Origin of the sequence: Marinicrinis sediminis (genome assembly GCF_042685085.1) — a bacterium.
Classification (GTDB): domain Bacteria; phylum Bacillota; class Bacilli; order Paenibacillales; family KCTC-33676; genus Marinicrinis; species Marinicrinis sediminis.
In genome coordinates, this window is sequence record NZ_JBHUMM010000023.1 from 67,933 (window position 1) to 92,192 (window position 24,260).

General features: G+C 41.8%; 23 protein-coding genes. All 23 read right to left on the minus strand.

Annotated features, from left to right (window positions below):
- Positions 1 to 6: 6 nt before the first annotated feature.
- The 23 genes from ACFSUC_RS10185 to ACFSUC_RS10295 all read right to left on the minus strand — a co-directional run bounded on the left by ACFSUC_RS10185 (position 7) and on the right by ACFSUC_RS10295 (position 24,137).
- Positions 7 to 1,152: a class I SAM-dependent methyltransferase gene (locus ACFSUC_RS10185; protein ID WP_379929449.1), complete on the minus strand. Its 1,146-nt coding sequence runs from the start codon at positions 1,150 to 1,152 to the stop codon at positions 7 to 9.
- A 32-nt stretch (positions 1,153 to 1,184) separates the two neighbouring features.
- Positions 1,185 to 2,348, minus strand: a complete 1,164-nt coding sequence (locus tag ACFSUC_RS10190; RefSeq protein ID WP_379929451.1) for a glycosyltransferase — start codon at positions 2,346 to 2,348, stop codon at positions 1,185 to 1,187.
- Between the two features lie 19 nt (positions 2,349 to 2,367).
- The gene (locus ACFSUC_RS10195) at positions 2,368 to 3,447 is read right to left on the minus strand and encodes a glycosyltransferase (RefSeq protein WP_379929452.1); all 1,080 of its coding nucleotides are present in this window, start codon (positions 3,445 to 3,447) and stop codon (positions 2,368 to 2,370) included.
- A 47-nt stretch (positions 3,448 to 3,494) separates the two neighbouring features.
- Positions 3,495 to 5,000, minus strand: a complete 1,506-nt coding sequence (locus ACFSUC_RS10200) for a hypothetical protein (RefSeq protein WP_379929453.1) — start codon at positions 4,998 to 5,000, stop codon at positions 3,495 to 3,497.
- Positions 4,997 to 5,977 carry an FkbM family methyltransferase gene (locus tag ACFSUC_RS10205; protein WP_379929454.1) on the minus strand — a complete coding sequence of 327 codons (981 nt, stop codon included), beginning with the start codon at positions 5,975 to 5,977 and terminating at the stop codon, positions 4,997 to 4,999. Before ACFSUC_RS10205 ends, ACFSUC_RS10200 begins: the two co-directional genes overlap by 4 nt.
- Before the next feature lie 25 nt (positions 5,978 to 6,002).
- Positions 6,003 to 8,048, minus strand: a complete 2,046-nt coding sequence (locus tag ACFSUC_RS10210; protein ID WP_379929455.1) for a glycosyltransferase — start codon at positions 8,046 to 8,048, stop codon at positions 6,003 to 6,005.
- A 98-nt stretch (positions 8,049 to 8,146) separates the two neighbouring features.
- Positions 8,147 to 10,711 (minus strand): polysaccharide pyruvyl transferase family protein, encoded by a 2,565-nt coding sequence (locus ACFSUC_RS10215; protein WP_379929456.1) that lies wholly within the window; start codon positions 10,709 to 10,711, stop codon positions 8,147 to 8,149.
- Between the two features lie 141 nt (positions 10,712 to 10,852).
- Positions 10,853 to 11,863: an SDR family NAD(P)-dependent oxidoreductase gene (locus ACFSUC_RS10220; RefSeq protein WP_379929458.1), complete on the minus strand. Its 1,011-nt coding sequence runs from the start codon at positions 11,861 to 11,863 to the stop codon at positions 10,853 to 10,855.
- Positions 11,856 to 13,703, minus strand: a complete 1,848-nt coding sequence (locus ACFSUC_RS10225) for a motility associated factor glycosyltransferase family protein (RefSeq protein ID WP_379929459.1) — start codon at positions 13,701 to 13,703, stop codon at positions 11,856 to 11,858. Before ACFSUC_RS10225 ends, ACFSUC_RS10220 begins: the two co-directional genes overlap by 8 nt.
- 105 nt (positions 13,704 to 13,808) lie before the next feature.
- Positions 13,809 to 14,144, minus strand: a complete 336-nt coding sequence (locus tag ACFSUC_RS10230; protein ID WP_379929460.1) for a hypothetical protein — start codon at positions 14,142 to 14,144, stop codon at positions 13,809 to 13,811.
- Positions 14,137 to 14,538, minus strand: coding sequence for a flagellar export chaperone FliS (gene fliS, locus ACFSUC_RS10235; protein ID WP_379929462.1), 402 nt, complete (start codon positions 14,536 to 14,538; stop codon positions 14,137 to 14,139). The genes ACFSUC_RS10230 and fliS overlap by 8 nt, the downstream gene beginning before the upstream one ends.
- Positions 14,539 to 14,555: 17 nt before the next feature.
- The gene (gene fliD, locus ACFSUC_RS10240) at positions 14,556 to 16,022 is read right to left on the minus strand and encodes a flagellar filament capping protein FliD (protein ID WP_379929463.1); all 1,467 of its coding nucleotides are present in this window, start codon (positions 16,020 to 16,022) and stop codon (positions 14,556 to 14,558) included.
- Between the two features lie 15 nt (positions 16,023 to 16,037).
- Positions 16,038 to 16,436 carry a flagellar protein FlaG gene (locus ACFSUC_RS10245; RefSeq protein ID WP_379929464.1) on the minus strand — a complete coding sequence of 133 codons (399 nt, stop codon included), beginning with the start codon at positions 16,434 to 16,436 and terminating at the stop codon, positions 16,038 to 16,040.
- A gap of 71 nt (positions 16,437 to 16,507) precedes the next feature.
- Entirely contained in the window at positions 16,508 to 17,746 is a 1,239-nt protein-coding gene (fliB, locus tag ACFSUC_RS10250) for a flagellin lysine-N-methylase (RefSeq protein ID WP_379929465.1), read from the minus strand.
- A 273-nt stretch (positions 17,747 to 18,019) separates the two neighbouring features.
- Positions 18,020 to 18,790 (minus strand): flagellin N-terminal helical domain-containing protein, encoded by a 771-nt coding sequence (locus ACFSUC_RS10255; RefSeq protein ID WP_379929466.1) that lies wholly within the window; start codon positions 18,788 to 18,790, stop codon positions 18,020 to 18,022.
- 114 nt (positions 18,791 to 18,904) lie between these two features.
- Entirely contained in the window at positions 18,905 to 19,129 is a 225-nt protein-coding gene (csrA, locus tag ACFSUC_RS10260; protein ID WP_379929468.1) for a carbon storage regulator CsrA, read from the minus strand.
- A gap of 11 nt (positions 19,130 to 19,140) precedes the next feature.
- A complete protein-coding gene (gene fliW, locus ACFSUC_RS10265) occupies positions 19,141 to 19,575 on the minus strand; it encodes a flagellar assembly protein FliW (protein ID WP_379929470.1) in 435 nt (144 codons plus the stop codon).
- A gap of 102 nt (positions 19,576 to 19,677) precedes the next feature.
- Positions 19,678 to 20,250, minus strand: a complete 573-nt coding sequence (locus ACFSUC_RS10270; RefSeq protein WP_379929472.1) for a DUF6470 family protein — start codon at positions 20,248 to 20,250, stop codon at positions 19,678 to 19,680.
- Positions 20,251 to 20,260: 10 nt separating this feature from the next.
- Positions 20,261 to 21,166 (minus strand): flagellar hook-associated protein FlgL, encoded by a 906-nt coding sequence (gene flgL / locus ACFSUC_RS10275; RefSeq protein ID WP_379929474.1) that lies wholly within the window; start codon positions 21,164 to 21,166, stop codon positions 20,261 to 20,263.
- Between the two features lie 28 nt (positions 21,167 to 21,194).
- On the minus strand, positions 21,195 to 22,748 hold the full coding sequence (gene flgK / locus ACFSUC_RS10280) for a flagellar hook-associated protein FlgK (protein ID WP_379929475.1): 1,554 nt from the start codon (positions 22,746 to 22,748) through the stop codon (positions 21,195 to 21,197).
- A 61-nt stretch (positions 22,749 to 22,809) separates the two neighbouring features.
- Positions 22,810 to 23,304 (minus strand): flagellar protein FlgN, encoded by a 495-nt coding sequence (locus tag ACFSUC_RS10285; RefSeq protein ID WP_379929476.1) that lies wholly within the window; start codon positions 23,302 to 23,304, stop codon positions 22,810 to 22,812.
- A gap of 15 nt (positions 23,305 to 23,319) precedes the next feature.
- Positions 23,320 to 23,604, minus strand: coding sequence for a flagellar biosynthesis anti-sigma factor FlgM (gene flgM / locus ACFSUC_RS10290; protein WP_379929477.1), 285 nt, complete (start codon positions 23,602 to 23,604; stop codon positions 23,320 to 23,322).
- A gap of 110 nt (positions 23,605 to 23,714) precedes the next feature.
- Complete coding sequence (locus tag ACFSUC_RS10295) at positions 23,715 to 24,137, minus strand: flagellar protein (protein ID WP_379929478.1); 423 nt, start codon at positions 24,135 to 24,137, stop codon at positions 23,715 to 23,717.
- Between the last annotated feature and the right edge of the window lie 123 nt (positions 24,138 to 24,260).

The following is a 24,260-nucleotide window of genomic DNA, read 5'->3' on the forward strand; positions in this document are numbered from 1 at the left end:
CATGACTTATTTTACTTTTTGAATATACAGGCTCCCACCTGTGTTTTGCTGACATATTGGCAATTGGCTGAATAAAGCCGGAGCATGTTTTGACGCTAGGTAATGATTCCATATCAATATTCGAAACGTATCGTTATATTGCAAAAAGGCTTTTAATAAATAAGCTTCATTCCAGGCTCTTCCTTCCATGATCCATGGCTTGGGGTATTCAAATGGATAAAATATATCATGAAAATGAATGACAACCCCTTTATTTAGTCGAGGCAACACTTGAAACAAAATATCGTTCACATCGCTTCCGATTTTTGAGACATGAGAGCTGTCGATAAATAATATGTCATTCTCCTCTAACGTATCAAAAAGACTGAAGTCCGTATCCTGCAATCTTTGATTGTAGATTTTCACATGATCCTGATCCTCTTTGGTCAAGAGGGAATGAAGACGTTCAGGGTGAGGTTCAATAAAGGTTAACTGAATATTTTTCTGAAAAAAACGCTCATTTACATCCAGCATCACAGCCGAAGAAAACCCTGAACCAACCTCAATCATTCTTTTTGGTCGGAGCTTTCGCATCATGCTATATAAAAAATACGCGTCTGACTGTTCAAAATATAAATTATTGAATCGGTATCTTGTAGGCTCATCTTCAAAATAAGGAAAGTCATGATAGTAGACGCTCAGTTCACCAAGTAATTTCAATTGATTGTTCTCTTCACAATCTACACCAGGGAGAGAGGTGACAGTGTGGTCGAATAGATCTTGCTCTCTGACAATCACATCATGCAAATCAGGAATAGGAGAGTAAAAATGGCCCGGTTCAAACATTTGTGCCGACCCTGCAATTCGATTCAGAAGATGACCGTGATCAAAGTGCTTGCCTTCCATAAATCCCATCGCCGTTAATTGTTTAGAAATTTCATCAAAGTAACTGCTGCACACTAAGATAAAAATATCTTCTTTGTTTTCCTTCCCTAATTGATCTGGACTTAGGATCGGACAGTCATTCAAGGAAGTTCCCCATAATGTACGGTTATTATCTACGAAGTATGCAACGGTAAGTCCAAATGATATATGGAGATGATACAGTTTCTTGGCTAATTCTCCGGTACCGAAAAAGATAACTCGCTTATTGTTTAATTGTTGTACATTCATAGCCTACTCCTTCACAATATGGCATAGAGGGTTTAATGATCGTACGCCAACAAAACCTGTCGCAACTCTCTGGTTGTCATTTTGAGATCTGAGAAGTGTAAATGGTTCTTGTTCTCTATCTGGTGTATATTATGTGCTGCGTCCATATAACCTGGCTGCAGCTGCAAGGCTTCCTTAAAACAGGCCATCGCTTCCCTCTCGCTACCATTTAGTGCCCAAATGACGCCAAGATTGTTCATTGCCGCACCATGCGACGGGTTAATCTGCAAACATGCAACCATATGCTTTTTAGCCTTCAACAGCTCCTGCTTGTACAGATAATAAACACCTCGAAAAAAACAAATTTGCGCATGTTCTTCATGATCGTTAGAAAGTTCCTCATAGGCTTTGTCCCATTCGTCTAATCGAAATAATACCGATACATAATCTGCCACATTTTGCTCATTAGGCAGATCTCGTTTGAAGATACCTTCTCTTAATCGGCTATATGAATAACCGCGCAGAATGTCTCGTTCAGCTTCCAGGCTTTTGCTAATGTCATTGGTTGCGTTATGCTCATGCCTCCTCACCCTAACAAGAGGGTAATCAATATAATGGAAACCGCCCCGTTCCGAGAGCTTCAGCCATAATTCCCAGTCTTCGTTGATTTTCCTCTGGATATTAAATCCATTGAGCTCTAAGACGGTTTGTTTATGTACAATTACCCCTGAAGGAGAGATAACCTGATTTCGAACGATTTCATATCCAAAGGCCTCTGATGGCGAAAGCTGTTTCGCACGAATTGGATTGTGCAACGGGCTCCCCTCTGCATCAATTTGCTGATAGGCACTGTAGCTTAAAATCCAATTGTCAGTATGCACATTTAGCATGGCCAGTTTCTGTCCATGTTTCTCTACCAGCTGTGGATGGGCTGCATCATCGGCATCTAGAAAAAGGATCCACTTACTTTGAGCCATCTTTATCCCACGATTTCTTGAATAAGATACGCCCTGATTCATCGTATTTTTCCATACTTTAATCTGTGGATGCTGCAATGATAATTGCTGCGTTTTCTCAAAGGTACTGTCCGCACTGCAATCGTCAATGACAATAATCTCATCCACAGGTGATGTCTGATTAAGCAGTGATTGTATCGCCTCTTCCACATAGCGCTCGGCATTAAATGCGGGTATGACAGCAGAGATATTCGATCCCATTCCTACTCCTTCCCTCCTGCTAGACAAGCTCTTTCCATGAAATGACCTGTACAGGACCACAGACGCCTTTCAATTCATTCATTATCTGTTTATCGTTGGCGTTTTCCACCGAAACGATTACGGCATCTAATTCTGAACCATGTACCGACAGCCATTGTTGTGGAACAATGTTTATGCCTTTTAACTGCCTGCCCTGCATGTTTGTATTATTATCAATAAAACATAGCACCTCTATCCCTTCCTTCTCCAGATCCTTCAATAGATAGAGTGCTGTATTCATCGTGCCGAAAATGGCAACTCTCTGAACTCCCTGTTCTTTCAATGTACTTGTCACTCCATCCCCATCAAGCAAGAGACGTTCAAGCCACTGGCGATATCGGGCATTGTTCTCCACTTCCGCAGATGAAAGATCAGCATTTATTTGAAATCTATCCGCAATAATTCGTTCCGTTTCCCTCATTCCCATTATGCGAGTATGATAACCTGTAGACAAGCCACCGATTTGAAAGGCCGCCACAGTTCGGTTAATATATTTCATTTTCTCTTGTTCACCAAGAAATACTTCTAATATGAAATTAAAATCCCCCGAGCTCTTGTACTTCAAATTGAACAAACCATATTTATCAAACATTTCTCTGCGAACAAAAAAAGCTTGATGAGGCGGCATATACCCCCGTTTGAAATCTTCCAAAGAAAATTCTCTACCATAAACTTGATCGATTCCATTCATCGCATCGATCCTTAAGATATTTCCGTATACAGCCGCAAGATCTGACTCGTCCATATAGGTGGCCATCTCATCAACCACATCGGAATCCAATAAGTAGTCATCGGAGTTCAGAAAGTAAATAATATCACCAGTTGAAGCTGCTATTCCCTTGTTGAAAGCGTCATAGATCCCTTCATCTGGCTCAGATATAACTTTATCCAACTGTGATTGATACTGAGCTATAATTTCCATCGTTCTGTCCGTCGAACCTCCGTCAACGATGATATACTCGGTATTTGCTCTTATTTTTTGATTCAGTACACTCTTCATGGTTCGTTCGATACTGTCTTCACTATTATAGCAAGCTGTAATAATAGAGACCTTGCTCATTCGTGATCTCCTTTCTACACCTCTTCGCTACTTTCACCACTATCCCCTTAATGTGGAGAACTAAAAATCCAGGCTCTTACAAAATGTTTTCCCTCAAGAAAGCCCATACACTCCAATTGATGTTTCATCATTCCATAATAACTAGATGCAACGAGTATAAACACTTCTTCTTTATGGATGTGGGACAGCACGTCTGGAGAATTTATAGGGATTTGATCGACTTCCTGCCCCCATTTGTTCTGATCGTTATCTATAAAGCATTCAATATCCACCTCAAATTGCTCGAGTACAGGCCTTACATAGTATTGATAGCAATTCCCCGTTCCGAAAATATAGATTTGCTTCTTCTCCAAATCGAAGGAATGAATGTCACCTGATCCTGAATGCATCGCAGCAACCCAGTCCTCAAAACTAGCCGTTGATCTTGTCAGCATGTTGTTTACAAGGGTTGGCAATCGTTTTATCCACTTGTCTGTGTCACAAGCGAGCTCCCAAGATCCTTCTCCTGTCTGCTCCTGATTCGCTGGTACGGCTGTAAATATGTCTTCCCCAGATTTTAATACCCACTCCGGCAGCTTCAGCTCATTCAGTCCCCAGTTGTTATGATTAAAAGAAAATGATTGATGCTTAAACATATACTCAACCAGCGCATACATTTCAACATTGCTTAATGAAGGGATTTGATTCTCCGAAAACTTATGGAGAATCGCACGCTCCGTAGCCGGTGACCAGCTACCTTCATGATCAATATGGTAAATGTTCATATTTACATTTAAGATTTCTTCCTGAATACCGTGTTTCAAACATATAAATTGCAAAAGGGAATCCATATGAACTGGATAGATATCGAATTCTGGGTACCCTTTTGTTTCTATCCATTTTTTTCTGGACATCAACTGAAAATCGCCGCATGCATTCGTAAAGGGATGCACCATTTTTCTGCCAAGCGAGTTATGAGTCCATCCCTCTGTTGCACCAAATAATTCAGAATCTGTTGCGCATGATGTTGAAAACGTTCCCTCTTTCTTGTATTTCCGAATGACATTGTTCTTACAGTACCTCTGCTTCTCTTCAAAATTCATATTTACAGAAATACGATGATCGATATCATATCTTTCCGCTCGGTAGACTTTATCCGACTCGAGCTGTCTCTTCGCTAAATATTGAAAAAGAGATTTTGAAAATAAAATATCAATATTGGTGGCTAAGATGAAGGGTGCCCTTGCTCTTTGCACGCCTACATTTTTACCAATCATTTGATGCAAAGGAAGTTTGTCTGGCTTACGGTAATGCTTATGAATGTCTGAATTCACTTCAATGATCCTGACTTCACAGTATGAGTGTTCCTTATTCCAGTACAGTTCTTCTGCCAATTTCTTCTTTTCATCAGGTGCATTCCATTCTACAATGATGAGTTCAGTTGGCAATTGAAAAAAGGTGGAATGCTCAAATATCCCGTCGATAAACAACTGCATACGCTTAAGAAGTTCTCCACCATGATTGTCATTTCTAGAAACCGTTACGATGCTTAGATAAGGAGAGAAACCTATCACTTCAGCTCCTCCTTTACTGATAGTAGTTCTTTTTTTATAAAGAACAAATCAACTTGTAAAAGTAACCTGCCTCCATGATCATACAATGGCGCACAGATATCGACACATTTAAATCCTAACTGTTCCATGTATGTACACATTTCATAAAAATTGCGTCCTTGCTGAATTCGATTCGTGTAAGCCTCCATGATCACCACACTTGTATCTCGCAGCATATTGGTTGCTCCTTCTAGTATAGGGACTTCAAAGCCGTGCGTGTCCAATTTAAGCAAATATGGTGGTTTGCAACCGAATGTTTGTATGGCTTCATCTATCATAACCATAGGGACTTTCTTTGAATGTTCGCTCGCTCTATCCACAACAGCTCCCCCATACTTATCCTTTGTAAGAAGCAAATGGGCGCTGCCAGTATGATTGCCTGCAGCTGCAATCATATATTGGAGTTGTTCTGGATAGTGTTGCTGCAATCGTTTTAGTGCATGCTCATGCTCATCATAAGCTTCTATTAAACAGTAAGCAGCCTTCTCATAATACTTCATTGCCATCGTAGACCAGCTTCCATCCGATGCCCCTACATCTATGACCGTATTGATCGAAAATTTATATTTATTCAGTCTGTCCATCGCGGATGTAAGAGCAGGATCTAATCCCGCTTCGAGCTGCTCGAGCTGCTCGACCATTTTGAACGCATCCCAGAAATGCACATTTTCCTGGTATCCCATATCAAGTAACTGAATGGCAATTTCATTATAGTAGCTGCTAGCAACCAAAATGGATATATTCTCTTTGTTTTCATTCATCAGACATGATGGAGGATAGACTTGACGTCCTTGAAATATGGTATTCCAAACAGCTTGATTGTTATCGACGGAATACTTAATTTGAGGTGAAAGATACTGAACCACTCTTGTTGCTGCTCTTCCTGTTCCAAACATAATTACTTGATGCTCTTTAACAACTCGCAATAGACGTTTCATCCGTATCAATCCATTTCACATTTGTTTAACCGTTGTATATCCTTATGATTTTTTCTCTACTTATTCCGCTAAATTCTAATTGATCTGCAATTTGCTCCTCATAAGAGGCAGATGAAATCAATATACAATCTATGGATAATTCATGAATTCGATTAATATGATAAATGGGGATGCCCCCCAGATGCTTGTTGTCCAGTTCCTTGTTTCGATCCAAGATGCCGCATATATTGAATTTGGAAATATCTATATTTTCGATCAGATCTGTCGTATGTTTTCCTGCCCCATATATATAGACAGCATGTTGGGCATGTAAACGTAATACACCCAATATATAAGTTTGTAAATCAGCGCTCAACAGGTTCGCCCTTAGATCTAAGCTCCTGTTTATTGGCAGGTCCATTCTCTTTATTATTTGGTGTCTATGCTTTATAAAATACTTCTTTTGATATAACACTAAAAAAGGGTGAGTGCCTCGAAGCAAGGATTGCTCGTGCTCTATAAAGTAACCAGCAGATATGGGACTGTAGAATATATCGCCATCTTTTCGCAATGCCTTCATATCAAAAGTGATGACTTCCTCTCCCTTATAATTATACAACAGCATTTGGAGAGAATTTTGCTCTAGGTTCCATCCCTCTTCAATAAAATAAACAAGCTCAGCATCTTCGGCATTAAGATCTATATTGTGCATGTTGCCCATTACACATTTGTAATTCGGATACGTGAGGTTTTCGATGCTTTGATACGTTGAAGAATCTCCAATATTTTGACCTTTCGGGTCATAGGCGATTAATACTTTAGGGAGTGGGTATTCAACAGCATTCGCCGGTAATGTTTTACCTTTACTTCGGTTCTCATATAATTGGTGATAAAGATCCTCGTATAATCGAAGTGTTTTTGAGTGATCGAATCTTTGGCATGCCACTTCTCTAGCCTGGATTGAAAACATTTTCCTTAATTCGGAATCAGTGATTAGTTGCATTAAGTGACACACAAGAGCCTCTATATCCCCAGCATTTCCGATGAAGCCTGTCTTTCCATGAGCCACCAATTCAGGAATTCCTCCTGTATTAAAAGTAACTACTGGCACACCACAAGACAGAGCTTCCATTACTACCAACGGGCAATTATCCGCCTTGGATGGAAACAAAAAGATATCAAGTGTTGAATAGATTTCTGCAAGATCTTCCTCATGATCAATATATCCTGTGTTTATGAAATTTTGGTCTTCTCCCGCTTCATTGTTCGATCCAATATTTACAAAAAGGAAATTTTGTGAGCGTTGATTTAATATTTCTAGAACCTGCTTGATATAATAACCGCCTTTTCTGGGGTCCGCAAATGATCCACCATTCGCTACACAGCCAATCGTTACTTTATTTTTTGGAATTCCCCATTTTCCTCTCATTGCCTCGCGGTTTAAAGGTTTAAAAGTATCGATATCAATACCATTATAAATGAGTTCAATAGGATGATCCTTCAAAACACTCTGTTCAGCTTTCTTTTTTAACCACAAGGATGGAGTAATGATGGTCATCTCAGTCTGCGCATATATTTCCTGCTTATCCTTCCATAATTGGGAGGTGGAGTCATGTCGTATGCGAGCATATGTATCCAAATCTGGACAATGACCGCATCCTGTTTTCCATCGGTCGCAATCGAAGGAGTAAGCACAATGCCCAGTGAATGCATGCATATCGTGCAAAGTCCAGACGATGGGTTTCGCAGATGATACTTTGGCAAGTGAATAAGGATGAAAATAGCCACCATGCAAATTGTGGAGGTGTATTACTTCACTATGTTGGAACAATCTGTTATTGGGCAAGTTCATGCTTCCTCGATATTCGTAATCCAAAAGCCCATTCTCCCTAAAGCGATGTACGTTGAGTCGATCCATATCCAAATCAAACGGATACACATGATCAAGTTCACTTTCTTTATAACCAACAAGCATGTTTGAATGATATTTTAAATCTCTTTGACCTTCACACAAACGCAGGGCAACCTTGGCCGCCCCTCCTTTCAAATCATTGGTGTTGATATGGAGGATATTTTGCAATGGTCTTCTCATCAATATTTCTCCTTGGTTCCTCTAATTAATGTAATTCTTGAATCGATTCGATAAAATTCAACCTATAAGATTGAATCCTTAGATATGAGAATTATACATTACTGAATGGAACACGTATGGGAATTGCTAGACAGGCTGCGTTTCAAAAATTCAATCATTTCATTATTTTCATGAACAATCTTCTTGTTAATCATATCCCAATCACATTCCTGCTCTGTAACATATTTGTGACCGGACACACCTTCCTCGATAAACTGTTCCATGCTCAGAACGTAAGAATCCATTCCGATCTGTCTCATAAAACCACTAATTTTTCCTTGCCCATAGTGATAGTCCAGTGCAAGAAATGGAGTATTGCAGGTAGCGGCAAAAACTACGGAATGAAATCTCATACAAAATGCAAATGTAGCGTATTTAAAGTAATTCACAGCTTCCTGTGGTGTATAATCCTTTGTAATTATTTCAAGCTGCTCAGGGTAACCAAGTTGCTCCACAAGTTGTAAGTAATATTCCCTGTCATCGTCACCTAAATAAAAATTATTCATCGGAAATAAAATAATTTTCGTTCCTTTTTTTAATTCATTTTTCAATGTCATATAGACTTGATGCTCAAATTGCTTCTGTTTTTCTCCATAATCTTCTTCACTTAATCCATCGGCATACATCTTCGGCCATTTACGGAGAGCAAACAATACATATTCTCCGTTAATTAAAGGAGAATCGACCCTATCTTTCATTTTCAATAGATAATACGTAGCTGGATCAATGTAACCATTTACATCTTCTTTTAAATGAGAGAGTTTAGTTGAATACTTTTCCTTCGAAAATGTATCCCTTAACGAGATAAAATCAGCGTGCTCCAGTAATTTATCACAGGCTTTCAAATATCTTTCCTCTTGAAGAGGACCTATGCCACAACCATATACCAGGGTGCGTTTGCCTAGCTCCCGAGCTTTCATAAATATCGCAAGCATATCCACTAATTGCTCAACATCACATAATGGCCCTCCACCAAACATTATCATGTCAAATTGCTCGATTAGCTTCACATTTCTCTTTAAATCTAAGGCAGAAATCAATCTAACATCATTTAAACCCATCTCGAGTAGCGTCAGTCTGGAATAGGTGGTGTCAAAAGAGACTAAGGTTATCTGCTCAAGTGCTATTCCATTCTTCATTAACTGATCAATTATCCCTCCTAAAATGGCCTTGTCCCCTAGTGTTTCCGTACCATACCATCCAACGATCGCGACTTTGTTTACTCGATCCATGTTCATCACATTTTTTATCGATGCTTTAATTAAAATGTCGTCGTTCTCTTTTCTTATTATTCTTTCATTGACAATCGATTCATAATAATTATTCATTCCTTCATAAGTCATGGGACCGAAATAATCGTGTGTACAACGGTCACAATGATTTAATGCATCTTCCAGTATGTGATTGTTATCCCTAAGAAGCTTCAGGTCAAATGGTTCTTCCGATGAGATATTTCTTATTTTTTTACTTTTCGGAAAACAATAATGCAGGTTTCCATAAGGATCTAATGAAACACCCTCACTAGTTTGCCAATGGCACCCTACTTTTCTTTTGTCACCTTTCAGCTGACCAATCAAAGATCTATAAAAAAACTGCTTCTCTTTATTCTCTTCATAATAATAGTTAATATTCTCGAAAAACTTAATGATTATAAGTCTTTCCTCTTCCGAAAACATGAAATTATCAACCAAATCATCATTATACAGACGGTCAATAGAACTAGCTAAACGAAAGCGAATATAGACATTATTTTTCCTAGCAAATTGGTAAACATCCCACAAAGCATGACAATTCTTTTTCGTAACTGTCGTGCTAATTTCCGATACCAATCCTTCTTGATTAAGTATAGAAAAGTTCTGCCATAGCTTATTGAATGTACCTGCTACCCCACGGTTTGCATCATGAACTTCATCTACTCCATCTATAGAAATTTGAAGATTAAAATGAAGTTTTTTTTGCTTCATTTTTTCTGATATCAGTCTTACTTTTTCAACTGTCCATGGCAAGGTTGCGTTTGTAATAATAGAAACACTCTTTAAAGATGGAAGGGCATCACAAAATGCATCTATGACTTCTAGAATATCCTTCCTAACGAATGGTTCTCCTCCGCTTATGCCCACATGCTCTAGCTTTTTAAATAAAGGCTTGTTAAATAATGTATAAATTTCTGCGGGGGTTAAGTCTTTTTTAGCAGCATATTCCGGTTTCCATACATTACACATTGCACATCGTAAATTACATTTATTCGTAATTGGATAATTTACTACTTTGGGATACATGATTCTAGATCCACTTTTATTTTCATTTACATCCATCGACAACTCTACATAAATAGAATCAACGAAATGGACACCTTCAAACAGATCCATTTCATTTAACTGATGACTAATTTCATCGTAATACATGCTTGCGATGATAATGAATACTTCATTTTTCGGTATAGAAAGTACTTGATTGGGATGTAATACCGAATAATTAAGGAATGAGGAACCCCATTTTCCTTTATCGTTATCCACAAAAAACTCTATCTGAGGTTGGACTTCCATCATAAATTCCTTCGCTCGCAACCCTGTTCCAAAAACTACTATTTTTTTAGACCGCCATTCTTCATTATGCCAATTCATAATCTTTTCACTTCCCATATCCCTAACTTTTAAGGATAAAATCTCCTAGTAATTGAGGATTCATGTAGCTCACTCAATTATTTAGTCTGAAATTTATGTTAGCTTCGGGCCTCTTCTTGGATCATCCGAATTCCTTTTTAATCACCAATCTAGATTTATTAGTTTTTCTTCGGAAAACCATTTCTTTATATCAGGAACAGAGATGACCTGATCTATTGATGGAATAGTCGACTTCACGCGTTTCTGAACAAACTCCCCACTTTTTGGTATATTTTGTACAAGGTGGGAATATAGAACATACAACTCATCTAATTCGACCGCAATTTCCAACTCATCTTCCGTCATTAATTCTTCATATCTCTTCTCTCCTGGTCTTAAGCCTACTACCTCTACTTGAACTTTCTTAATTCGATAATGCTCTTCCATAAAAGTAACGATGACTTCCACCAAATCCCCTAATCGAATCACAGGCATTTTTAAAACAAAAACTTCTCCTCCTTCAGCCCTTTCATTTGCCTTTAATATCAGAGAAATAGCTTGACTAGGCGTCATCATATATCGAAGCATGTCCGGGTCTGTAACCGTTACTTTTCCTTCCTCTAATATCTGTCTTTTAAATAATGGAATAACAGATCCCCGAGAGCCCATTACGTTGCCAAAGCGGACAGAAGAAAACACCGTTCGCTTTGCTCCTTTTTGATATTCTGCTGCCGAAATGAGCCTCTCTGCTGTCAACTTAGTAGCTCCGTAGGTGTTTGTTGGTGAAATAGCCTTATCCGTACTAGTAAACAGTACTTTCTTTACTTTTGCTGCAATGGCAGCCTGAATGACATTTTGCGTACCAATTACGTTCGTCAGCACCGCTTCGAACGGGTTATACTCACAAGACGGGACGTGCTTCATGGCAGCGAGGTGAAAGACATAATCGATATTTTCCATCGCTCGCAGCACTCGATCGGCATCTCGAACGTCTCCAATCAGGAATCTCAAATTACGGTGTTCTTTTAGATCTTGCTGCATTTCCCACTGCTTATGCTCATCCCTGCTGAAAATTCGAATGACAGCCGGATCAGCTTCCAGCAGTCTGCGGGTAAGTGCATGTCCTATCGTCCCAGTTCCGCCAATAATCAAGATCTTTTTCCCTTTATACATGTTCTCGCAACCTCTTCAACGTTTCTTCATAGTACACCTGCAAGCGAGGGAAATGTCTAACCAATTGATTGACAAATCGGCCTAAGTGCTCCTTCATGAGGGAAGCTTTTTGAATGATATTTTTCTCGGTCGCAATATTCCCTACCTGTTGATCGAAGGCTCTGACGGCAGAAGGCAAAAAGGTTTGAATGATCTCGTCAAACCAGGTTTGCGTGACAATCGCTGTCCATTGCTCTTCAATTTTGACCATATCATTTGCACATTTCGAAGGCTTCGTTCGACTTCGTTCCGGTAGTTTATCCAAAAGTCTCTGAATCTGTCTCAATGAATGGTGCGCAACTGACAGTCCATCAGCAACTTCCTGACATCTCCGATAAACTTCTGCCTGCTTCGGCGCATAATCCCGATTTTCATATTCGTCCAATAGGTGTTTGATCATACGTTCATCAATGAGCGAAGGATACAAATAAGAATGGGCCTCTTCTGCCGGCAAAGAAGTTGTTCCGGCAATGACAGCACCTATTTTAGATAAATTATAAAACGTGATTTGCGGATATAGTGCAATCACATTTTCGATATCACGCAGAAGCACGGTCATGTTAAGCGTGGTGCGGTTCAATGAACCTTGCACATTTTCCACATATTGATCTGCCCCTGCATACACTTTGTCTGTTATGCTCTGGTCCAAGTGCTTCACATTCGCCGCATAAACTTGATCATTGGGATAACTCAAGTCTTGTCCTATCAACAGAACCGTTTCACAGCCAAAATAAGCTGCTGCCTGAATAGCCGTCCCTGTAACGGTGGCCGTGGAATGAAAGATCACTTCCTCTTCAGCCTCACCTAAATGATAGGCCGTTACAGCATCGCTATTAAATAACACATGGATGAGACCTGATTGTTTCTGATCAATCACGGAATAATGCACGGTAGGTGCATAGAGCAGTGGAGCTTTCCGGGTTTCCGGATCAGCATATACATTTCCATTCACTTCTCCCCCATCAATACTTATTGCCAAATGGGGCTCTATGCCGTGCTTCACCAGAGCTTGAATACTGGAGCCTGCTGATATGATTATAGCATGCTTCTTAAACTCCTTTAACCAGACAATGTCTTCCTCCAATGAAGGACCGGAACCCACGATGATGGCTGGCATGCCCGACATCCGGCCTTCCAGTTCCCGAATGGAAGGGGTCATTAAGGTGGCCTTCAGGTTATAGAGTGCATTTTGGGTCCAGTTGTGCTGATAGATGGTTCGGGTGTCCAGATTGGCCTTGTATTGGAACAAAGTTTCCCTTGCCTGCTCCAGATAATCCTCCACTTCATCGTACGTATGATCCAGATAAAAAGGCAGGGTCACAACCGACAGGCTGTCGTTCACATAAGTGTGAAGATAATGCACCATTAATCTGAACTGATTGGCATCATTCCCAACTGTCATCATTTTCAACCTGGGGTGATGAAGGATTGATGTAATATCTGTATAGGAGATAGACCGTGACATCATTTGCTCATCCGGTTCGTGTATAAAAATCCACTTCTCCGGATACCGCTCAATAAAAACGCGGACATGATATCCCAGCCCAAAACCATAGAACAAAATGTATGGATGATCTTGGACCACTTCGTCAATAGAAGATAGCCATGCTTGAAAATTAGATTCATATTCATGATCATGGTAAAAAGGCAACCCCTCCTGATTGCCTGACCCTTTTACTTGCATATATTCATTTTTACCGGCATCGACTACTTCATTTGCATCATCAGCTATATGGCTTGTCCCGGACAGCAAGTGTGGAAATCTGGCATTCACAAGCTCAATATTCTTTTGCTTCGTCATCGGTTACTCCTGTCTATTGAAAAATGAAAAAGCTGACACATCTATATCCCCTCTCGAGTCAAGTTTGGTGCCAGCTCAAAATTATATCATGCTTCTTGAAATGGTTTATTTCCTTTTATCCAGAAACATGCTTTCTCCGGTGTACATTTGATTGTACGCTTTTTTCTGGATTTTCTTTTCACTGTTCTGCTTCAGCCAGATCCCCGCTTCTGAACGCAACATGGTCATCCTGCTCAGGATAGCCTCATCGTAGGCTTGTGCCTTCTTCAGCGTCTGCTTTTCCTCAGAATTAAGTGGAGTGTACCGGATATATTCTTCTAGCTCATCCAAAACAGATTGCCGATAAGCAATGAAGTCAACAAATTCATCCATTGTCGCATTCTCAAGCCTTTTGCTAAACTCCTCTGTCTTCACAAGAAATGGATGCAGCGTCTTATGCATTCGTTTTACCTGCAAAGGCTGTGCTTTCTGCACGGCTTTGGGCACTGGCCTGAACCCATGTCTCTCTCAATTCAATTAGTTGCTGAAGCACTTCCTCAGCAGGCCCCTTTGTCTTTTTCATGTTGGCCTGAATCAGTTGGTGAAGCATATATTCATAAATTTGGAGCAGATTTTGCGAAATGGGGATGTCAAAATTCAACGTGCCAATAAATTCATGAATAATGGACTGTGCTTTGCACAAAAACGTATTCGCTTTTTCTATGTTTTTTTGCTCAATGCCTTCAATACCTAATTTCACAAAGCGAATCGCTCCATCATAGAGCATAATCAGCAGCTTGTCTGGAGATGCTGTTTGAGCTTGATTCTGTTGATATTTCTGCTGTGGAGATATCATAAGACATTCTCACTCCTCTACTGGAACATTTGGGCAAAAGATGCTGACTGAGAATTAAACCGATTAATCGCGGTTTCCATGGCAGTGAATTGCTTGTAATATTGATTTTCCAGCCGTACCAGCTTATCTAATCCATTATCAATTCGCTGGTCGAGTCTGCGCAGCATATCACCAATCTGACTGTCTGCATTGAAAGAGAAACTGATATCAGAACTGACCATTGAAGTCCCTGCTTTATTCGCGAGATCGTTCAGCGCTACATCCATCACATTGGTCAATCGACGCATCAAGCCATTGGTTTGACTGGTGGCAGAAGTATCGGATGTATCTCTTGCAGTAAATAGGTTAACCACTGCATCCAAATCGTCCTCAATGGCTTGTCGCAGCTTGTTCTCGTCCTTTAGAATCAGCTTGCCACCCTCAAACCATTGCCCCGTCTCAATACCGAGGGATGTGATGTCGATCTGATCGGCGCCTGTACCGAATAATGCCGTTGTTGCGCTCCTCATGTCTGTAGCCGCTTTTGAGAGAATAATATCATTTCGCAGCAATCCACTTTTTGCTTTCTCTTCCCACAGTTTTATGTCCGTTTCCGTCATTTCCTTCTTCTGATCTTCTGTCAGCGGCAGAAATTTTCGGTGACGTTCTTCTTTTAATTTCGAGTTGAGTGAAGTCAACACCTCATTATAATCACTAATAAAAGATTTTAGGGTATCCACAATCTTGTCCGTATCAGCAGTAGCGGTGATGGTTGCGGTTCCCGTTGCATTGACATTGATCGTATAGCCATCATAATCAACTTTATTCGAATTACTGGTTACCATCGGTCCACCCAGATCTTTGTTGATCCAATACTGAGCATCCACGCCACTTGCTGCATCTACCGCCACATTAAACGTGGAAAACAGATCCCCTGAGAAATTCAAGGCTAAAGCACCAGTTTCTTTATTGGTAACCGTAATCGATTTGGACGCGGTATCAAATGTCGCTTTCACTCCGGCCCCAGCTTCGGAACTGATCTTCTTTAATACGGTAGCCACATCATCCGTACCCGTGAAATTAATAACGGTTCCGTTAACCGTGACGGAATTATCTGCAATCCCCAGCTCGCTCATGGTAGTCGTAGATTTGACATCGACCCCGCCTGTATATTGACCAAATGCTTTCTTCGCAGTGGCCACCTGGTCTACCTGTAACACGACTGGATTGCCCGTCGCCTGATTCGTCGCTGTTACGGTTCCAACTTGGTCTCCGGTTACCACAGCTTTTTTTGCCAATGAAGTGAGCGTATTGATTTGGTTAAACATCTTCTCGTTTCGAAGTGAAACGAGCTTCGTACTAAACTCCCTATACTGCTCCCGCTGCCATTCCACTTGTTGTTTTTCCTGTTTGACCCGATCTACAGGGATGCGATGGGCCTTCATTAAATCGACAACCAGTGAATCTATATCGAGGCCAGTGGAAAAACCGCTTATTCTTAGCATATATTCATGCACCCCCTATATCTTCTCATCAATTAAAATTCCCGCAATCTCCATCATCTTGGCGACAAGATCCAATGTTTTTTCTGGCGGGATCTCGCGAATCAATTCGCCCGTATCCTTGTTCAAAACCTTCACCGTAATCGCATTCAGCTTCTCATGCCGAGAGACCTCGAAAGTGGTATTTGGTCCTTGTAACGCCATAACCGCTCGATCGATTGCTTTGATCAATTGTTCTTCCCCCACAGGAATTCTGTCCCCTTGCAGTTCAGCAAGTTTCAATTCATACCCGGTCTGGATGTTGGATGTCGTCTTGATGTTTGCGCCGGAATGCTCTGTGCTGCCTTCTGATCTTGCAATCAGACCAGAAGTGAGTGGCTTGCCTATGTTTCTGGATATGGAAACATCACCATTCATACGCTCATTCCCCCGTTAAGTCATGTTACTTCTTATATCGGTGCAGGAATGCGCAGATGTTATAGATGCCATCAATTTTTAATGATAACGGAAAGCACACTTATATCGAGAATATCATTATTCTTTAAGGCATTTGTTATCACTTTGAAAATCTGTGTATTATGCTCGTACGACTTGGCAAAAGATTGAATCAGTTTAACTAAATGTTCCTCACTAAAAAACTGCTTGTAGTGTGCGCTCATGCCAACCATGTGAAGTTTGACCAGCATAAAATGCACCACCATTTTCAAGTACACATCCATCACATCTTCATGATGATTCAATGGAAACATCGTTCTGAACATATAATTAACCAAATAATTTTCCAGTACATATTCATGTTCTGGAATGAACGAGTCATAATACTGACTTTTGGCTTGTACATACCTTTGCTCGAGTTCCATTGCTTCATTAGATCCGTTATACCCGATTCCATTGAAACAATCTTCTACACATTGAGCGTATCTGACTGAAGATACACCATATTTAATTCTCTCCACAATCAAGGGCAACACCAGGCGAATCTGGAACTCACAATTTTTATCCACCTCACCCAGGGCATCTTTCAGATCTCCCCTGTCTAAGATGCCCTTGCACTGCTCAATAAAGCCTGGAACGATCTTGTGACCATGCTGATCAGCCTGAGCCACAATGTTTTGCAAGAAGACCCCAAGCATAATCAGCCGGTCCTCAATGGAATACCTGCGATCCTGCAGGGTTTGAATAGCCAGTACTCTCATTTCCCACAAATGTCTGCGATGATCTTTAAACCCTTTCGTTTCAACTTGCAAAGTCGGTTGATTTCTCTTGTCTTCCTCTACCATCTCTTGATTAAAATCTATACCGTTTTTATTCAATATGGCCAATCTGGCTGCTTCCGGACATGACACACTTAATGACCTTTCCATGACAAAATCGAATTGGTTGGTAACACGCGGATATGTATGACAGGTGTGGGACAAATAATCCTCCCCTATTTTCAACTGAATTTTGCACAGCTTATCCTCGTTGAGAAAGGGGCAACTTCCACAGCTATCCAGCTTTACGGTAGCGTATTGTAATTGACTGCTCTCTGAAGGTTCTTTTTTGATCACGTAACTATCCATTAGAAGGCTTAGCTCTTCATCTTCTACATTCTTGTATTTATGATAGGTCTTCACATCAATCGGAACGGTCCAGCCTGCACAGCATGTATCTTCACAATCTGAACCAATACATGCAAATTGCTCGTAATAAGCAGGCGATAACTGAGTAATAGGTTTAGCTTTCATGTTCCAACCAGCCTTTCTAATCTATATTCATACGTGTCTGACGATTGATAGAAAGAGACCTTAAATTTCTAAGGTCTCTCTTTCATGATTCTTTCCAGATAGACAAGGAAAGTGATAATATGTATATCGACATATTACTCCTTTTTTTTAAGTTAAGCATTGTGTTAAATTTTACCTAAAAATAGAGTCTCAACATCACACCATTTTAGCCTCTCGCTTGCAACAAAAAGAGACCCTAGATAAACTAAGGTCTCTAATAAGTCACTGATTTGATTAACGAAGCAGTTGCAATACGCCTTGCGGCTGCTGATTCGCTTGGGCCAGCATCGCTTGTGATGCCTGCAAGAGAATATTTTTCTTCGTCAGATCAACCATTTCTTTTGCCATATCCGTATCACGAACACGGGATTCTGCAGCAGACAGGTTCTCAATGGTGGTTCCCAAGTTGTTGGACGTATACTCCAGACGGTTCTGAACCGCCCCTAGCTTCGCACGCTCAGTTGAAGTTGCTTTAATTGCCGTTTCAATGACTGATGTAGCACTTGCGGAGGTCAATCCTTTAATACTTGTAGTTGTAATTCCGCTAATTTGAATTTTAGTAGAGTCATTATCCAAAACAACAATGCTAGCACCAGTTGTGATAGCCGTACCATTAAATTTCGTATCATCAACAATGCTGTCAATTTGTTTACCCAACTGATTCAACTCAGCATCAATGTTTGCCTTGTCTTCAGTAGAGTACGTACCGCTTGCTTTTTGTACGTTCAGCTCTTTCATCCGAACGAGCATAGCAGAGACTTCGTTCATTGCACCTTCAGCGGTTTGGACGAAGGAAATTCCGTCCTGAGCGTTACGCTGTGCTTGCTGAAGACCACGGATTTGACCTCTCATCAATTCGGATACAGACAAACCTGCTGCATCGTCTGCTGCACGGTTAATCCGAAGACCGGAAGACAGTTTCTCCATGCTTTTACCAGAAGCAATGTTGTTGATGGACATGTTACGGTGATTGTTCAATGCGGTAATGTTGTTATTAATTCTCATGATTATTTCCTCCCTGAATGTGTGTTTTCCCACTTCCATGTGGTTTCAGTTTTCCAAGGTCGGCCGCCCTTGAAAAGCTTCTACTTTATTTATCGTCAAGCCATTCGTCATTGTTTATAGCTTTTTGAAATTTTTTAGCGCATCCACAGTGGCTTGTTGTTTAAAGGAAGCTTCGTTTTCTTCTTTTATCGCGATGTAGATTTCCTTGCGATGAATGCTTATGTCTCTCGGCGCGTTCACCCCCACCTTCACCACATCGCCTTCCACGGACAGGATCGTGACTTCAATGTCATTCCCGATCATGATAGATTCACCCGGTTTTCTGGATAAAATAAGCATGGGATCCCCTCCTATTTCTCTTCCTGCTGACGCAGAAGAAGATGCTTTGTCATGTAGGATGATTGATGCAACACAAGCTGCTTTCCACAGCGGGTATGCACATTCAACACCAGAGGCGCCAACAAGTTAATGGTCGATTTGGAGAAGTCATTCTGGGCAGTGACGATGCACTTCACCAGCACTTGTTGCTCATCCTGAATGTCCAGATCCTGCTTGTCCGTTTCGGGCAGTACAAAGTCATACTCCGGGTAAAATACAAATGGGTTGGTGACAATCAAGGCCAAGGCTGCTTCCTCAACGGACTGCATATACGCAAAGGGGGTTTCTTCGATTTCCACAAATACAAAACGATGAAGATGCTCAAATCCAGGAATGCCTTGGGAAAAAGTGTACACTTCCTCATCATTCACTTCTAGCACGCCAAATTGCGAGGTTTCCACACGCATCGTCTCACTCCTACCGCAGTTTCATAATTATTCCGATTTGGTTCCATTCTGAATCAGGAAACAGAAAGACTATAGACTCCATGTCTATAGTCTTTCTTTCCATTAAGCTAAGCGATTAATTTCCGGCGGGGTAATGGTCAGCGAGGCTTGTTGCTTCACATAGACGTTGACCATTCCCTCCACATAGTCTATGGTTGGTTGATTCGTTTGCCAGTCGATTTGAACCGATCCCGGCTGAACGGCAACTTCCGCTTTATGCAAGGTGAAAAAGATATCCACATTGTCATAAGAGGCCGGGCCATAAATATCTAGTTTGGTCCCTGTATCCATCGCATTCTCGTAGGCAATCTCTTCAATTGTATTTCCTGGCTTCGTAATGGCCGCCATCCGGTTTCCATCCTCTACTTTTTTGGCTATCGCCTGAAGAGCAATCGAGGGGATCTGTGAATAAATTCGTTCCATAAATGGCATGGGTTTGCCGCCTGTCAAGGCTTCATGCGCTCTGGATTGATCGATTTGCATTTCCACCCTGGCATTTTGAATTTCGAGTTTTGCTTGTGTAGTTTGAATCGATAATTCAGCCGGTTTTTGTCTAATTTCTATTCGAGCCGCCTGGGACTCGATCCCGATTCTCCCTTGAACCTGCTGCATACGAATCATCGGAAACGGTATCATCTCATTAGCCCTACCTTAAGAAATCAACCAGGGTGGGGGTAATGATTTTCGCTCCGACAGAAAGCGAGGCCTGGTAGACACTTTCTGCAATCTTGGCATTAATCAGCAGTTCTTCATACTCTGCATCTTCATTTTTTGATTTCAGCTCCATCAGATTCAATTCGAGCTCAGACAATCGGTTTTGCATCAGCTCCACACGATTCACTCTTGCTCCCACTTCCGAACGGTAAGTAAGTATTTTTTCCATTCTCATATCCAAATGCTGAATTTGCGATCCTATTCCAGCATAATTCCCACTACCCAAGTCCGTGATCAAATCATCCAGCACTTTAAAGATGTTGTCTGCATCCCCGGGATTCCCAAATACCTCATTGCCAGACATATTGACAGACACCTGAACACCCAAACCAATGGTAAAATCCACGTCACCCGAATCAGTTACAGCAAGTTTGGCGTCAAAGGAAGGATCTTGCACATTGTACGGCGTCTGGTCATACGTTTGTCCATTAAACACATACTTGCCATTGATCTGGCTATTTGCAATATCAATGAGCTGATCCTTCAACTGTTCGATCTCTTCCTTGATGCCGTCGAGGGCCACTTGCGGATTTGTTCCCGTTCCTGCTTGAATAGACAAGTCTTTGAGACGATGCATGACGTCCCCAGCCTGCCCCAGGACGGTATCGGAGAAATCCAGCCAGGACAGGGCAGAATCGACGTTTTTCTGATACTGTTCATTCGCCGCCAGTTCAGAACGGTATCGCAAGGAATAGGTGATACCTACCGGATCATCGGACGGTTTGTTGATTTTACGGCCTGTAGAAACCTGATTTTGATAGTTATCCATCTTGTATAAATTCTTGTTCACATTACGAATGAGCTGCGTGTTCATCATACTTTGCGTGACTCGAAGCATTATATCCCTCCTTTATCCATCATGGACGTTATCTGCCAACCACACCGGTAGAGTTAATAAGTTTGTCCAGGAGCTGATCATACGTGGTCATAAACCTGGCAGCTGCTGAATACGCATGCTGAAACTTGATCATGTTGGCCATTTCCTCATCCAGAGAAACGCCACTGACTGATTGTCTTCGCATATCAACCTGGTCCACAATGACCTGCTGATTATTCACCTGCCGCTGAGCTTCCTGCGTCTGCACCCCGAGCTGACCAACAATCGACCTAAAGTAATCATCTATCGTTCCTTCACTGATGGTTCCACCGGTAAAGGAGAATTTGGTTTCTCTGAGTTCCGACATTAGGGTCGCCAGGGTATTGTTCCCTTTCACCACTTTTTCCGTTCCACTGCCATCCACCATCGTGCGCATGGAAGATGCGATCAGGGTGGAATCCGCTGCAATGGCAGGATTCAAGGAAATGTTCGAGGCGGTGATGGTGCTTCCACTGCTGGCTACAAAGAATTCATCTCCAGCCTGCAAAGGGTCCGTTGTCAAATAACCGAGCTGATGCAATTGATTAAGTCCGTTCACCTGTACGGTCAAGTCACTGCTCAAGGTCCGGGCAGCTCCTGTATACGTAACCCCATCCAAAGTCGTGCCATCCGGCAATACCGACCCAGCCGGAATGGTGATGGTGATTTCTCCGGTGGCAATGCTGCTAGCCATCGTATCGAGCTGAGCCATATAATCCGCTACAAACACATCGCGGGAGCGCAACATGCCGAATACCTCTCCTCCCTGCAGATCTCCTGAAGCATAGGCACCTTCCAAACCCGCTGCATCTATCGGAGTCGCCGTATGTCCCGTCACCAATGCCGTTCCACCAATACTCACATTATATCCCTGCTCGGTGACGACAACGTCTACGTTTGCCACCTTGGACAATTCATCTACCAGCATATCGCGCTGATCCCGGAGGTCATTGGCGTGATCGCCCAATCCTTCAATCTTCTGAATCTGCTTGTTCAGATTGGCAATGCTGACCGCAATGTCATTGATTTGCCTCGCCTTTACATCAATGTTCTCTGATAAATCACCCTGCAAATCCTGAAGCTGCACGTAAGTGGCATTAAAGGTATTAACAAGAGCGAGGGCGTTCTCACGCACAATTTTACGGCTCGTTATATTGTCCGGGTCATTGGCCAGTCCGGACCATGATTCCCAGAATTGATCCAGTACAGCTCGCATACCCGTATCGGAAGGCTCATTTACAATAGCTTCCAGTTTTTCGAGCGTGTCCCGCTGAATTTCCCAGCTCCCCAATGACTTGTTTTCATTCCAGAATTGATGATCCAGGAACTGCTCGCGTATACGCGTGACGGAATCATATTCAACCCCCGTCCCCAGTTGACCTGGATAGGCACTCTTCGTCATCCCATAGGCTTCTATCGGGATTGCGCTCTGCATGTTGACGGTTTGTCTCGAATAGCCTTTGGTATTGGCATTTGCAATATTATGACCCGCTGTATGAAGCGCAGCCTGCTGGGTAAACAAGCTTCGTCTGGCGGTTTCCAATCCGTGAAATGATGATACCATCGCTTCTTCTCCTTTGCCGTATAATGACTTCTGACTTCCCTATCGCGTCCCTGTGACTTCCCTATGCCTTCGTATCAAAAATGCCTTTGCGCTTCTGATCTTTGGAAGAAGCGGCCGGATTTTGGTATACCACGTCATCCTCATCGGAGCCAGTGAGCAGGTCCAGAGAAAAATGAATGAACGCCAACGATTGCTTTAGCAGCTGCTGATTCAGATCGTTCTTCTCCTTTAGCTGATTGAGCAGAGCGGCCAACCTTTCCTGCCGCTCGCCCAGATCCGTTCTGTCCTGTTGCTGAAACACAAACTTCAAAAGTTGACTGAGGGTCATCCCTTTTGTAATCGGCAAATTCCTGCCCTGCATATACTGCTCAATCGCCTCTGATTTGTGTTGCTCAGCTTCCACAATCGCCTTCATCAATTTCTGTTCTTTTTGAACCGTCTGATTCAATGCGGTCACATCATTATTCATAATGGCCTCTTTTTTCACTTCAGCCAAAGTCATCAAAGCCTGGTGAAGTTTGATCAGTTGGTCCAGACTGGCGATAATCGCTTGCATGTTCACTGTATTCACCTAATTCCGATACGGATTTTTAAAATACTGCAGCATCTTTTCTGCGACTTTCTCAGCATCTACCTGGTACTGTCCGCTCTGCACCGCTTCTTTCAATGCTTCCATTTTCTCGCTACGGTTTGCATGCTCAGATCCCCGCACTTGCAGGAGTTCCTTGGCCGCTTCGGAAATTTGAAGAGAGTCTTTCGCTTTGCCCTTTTTCCCTGTTGCCTGTCCTTCCGTTCCTGCTTTTTGATTTTGATAGCGCTGAACCGCGCCTGTCCGATGCACATCATTGATTTTCATTGCCTACACCTCGTTCTGCCCATAATAAAAGACCGATAATCTATACTTCTCTTATCGGTCTTTGCTTGACGTATGTTAATAGCTATTTGTTGGAAGCCATGTTGGGCCGATTACTTGTCATCCTTTTCCCGGATGGTGTAACTGGCATGATCATGACTTGACGATTTCTGGCCATTCGAAGACGGATTTGCCGCTTGGGTCAGTTTTCTTACATCCCTCGTCAAACGATTGCGGCAATTGTCGCACATGCCGCCAGTTTGAATAATTTCTCCGCACACTTCGCAAGGATAACCCATATTGGGTGCATCCATAATAGAAATGCGTCCTTCCCGAATAAATTTGGAGATTTGTCTGACCGGTACTTCTGTCGCATCGCTCACTTCATATATATTAGATCCTTTATTTTCACGCAGATAATGCAAGCACTTTTCATATTGTTGTTCGATTTCACGAATACAATTTCCACACACATCTCCTGAGGCCCGATTGTACAGCCTTCCACATCGCGGACAATTTGCTGCCATTAAGTTCATTCAGGACCCTCCTTACTCTATCAATGATGAGGACTGTCTTCTGTAACACTTTCATTATACGTGAAACTCTCCATTGTTAAAAGAGGAAACTTGAAACGTCCTTCTTTTCTCCCATTTTCTGTT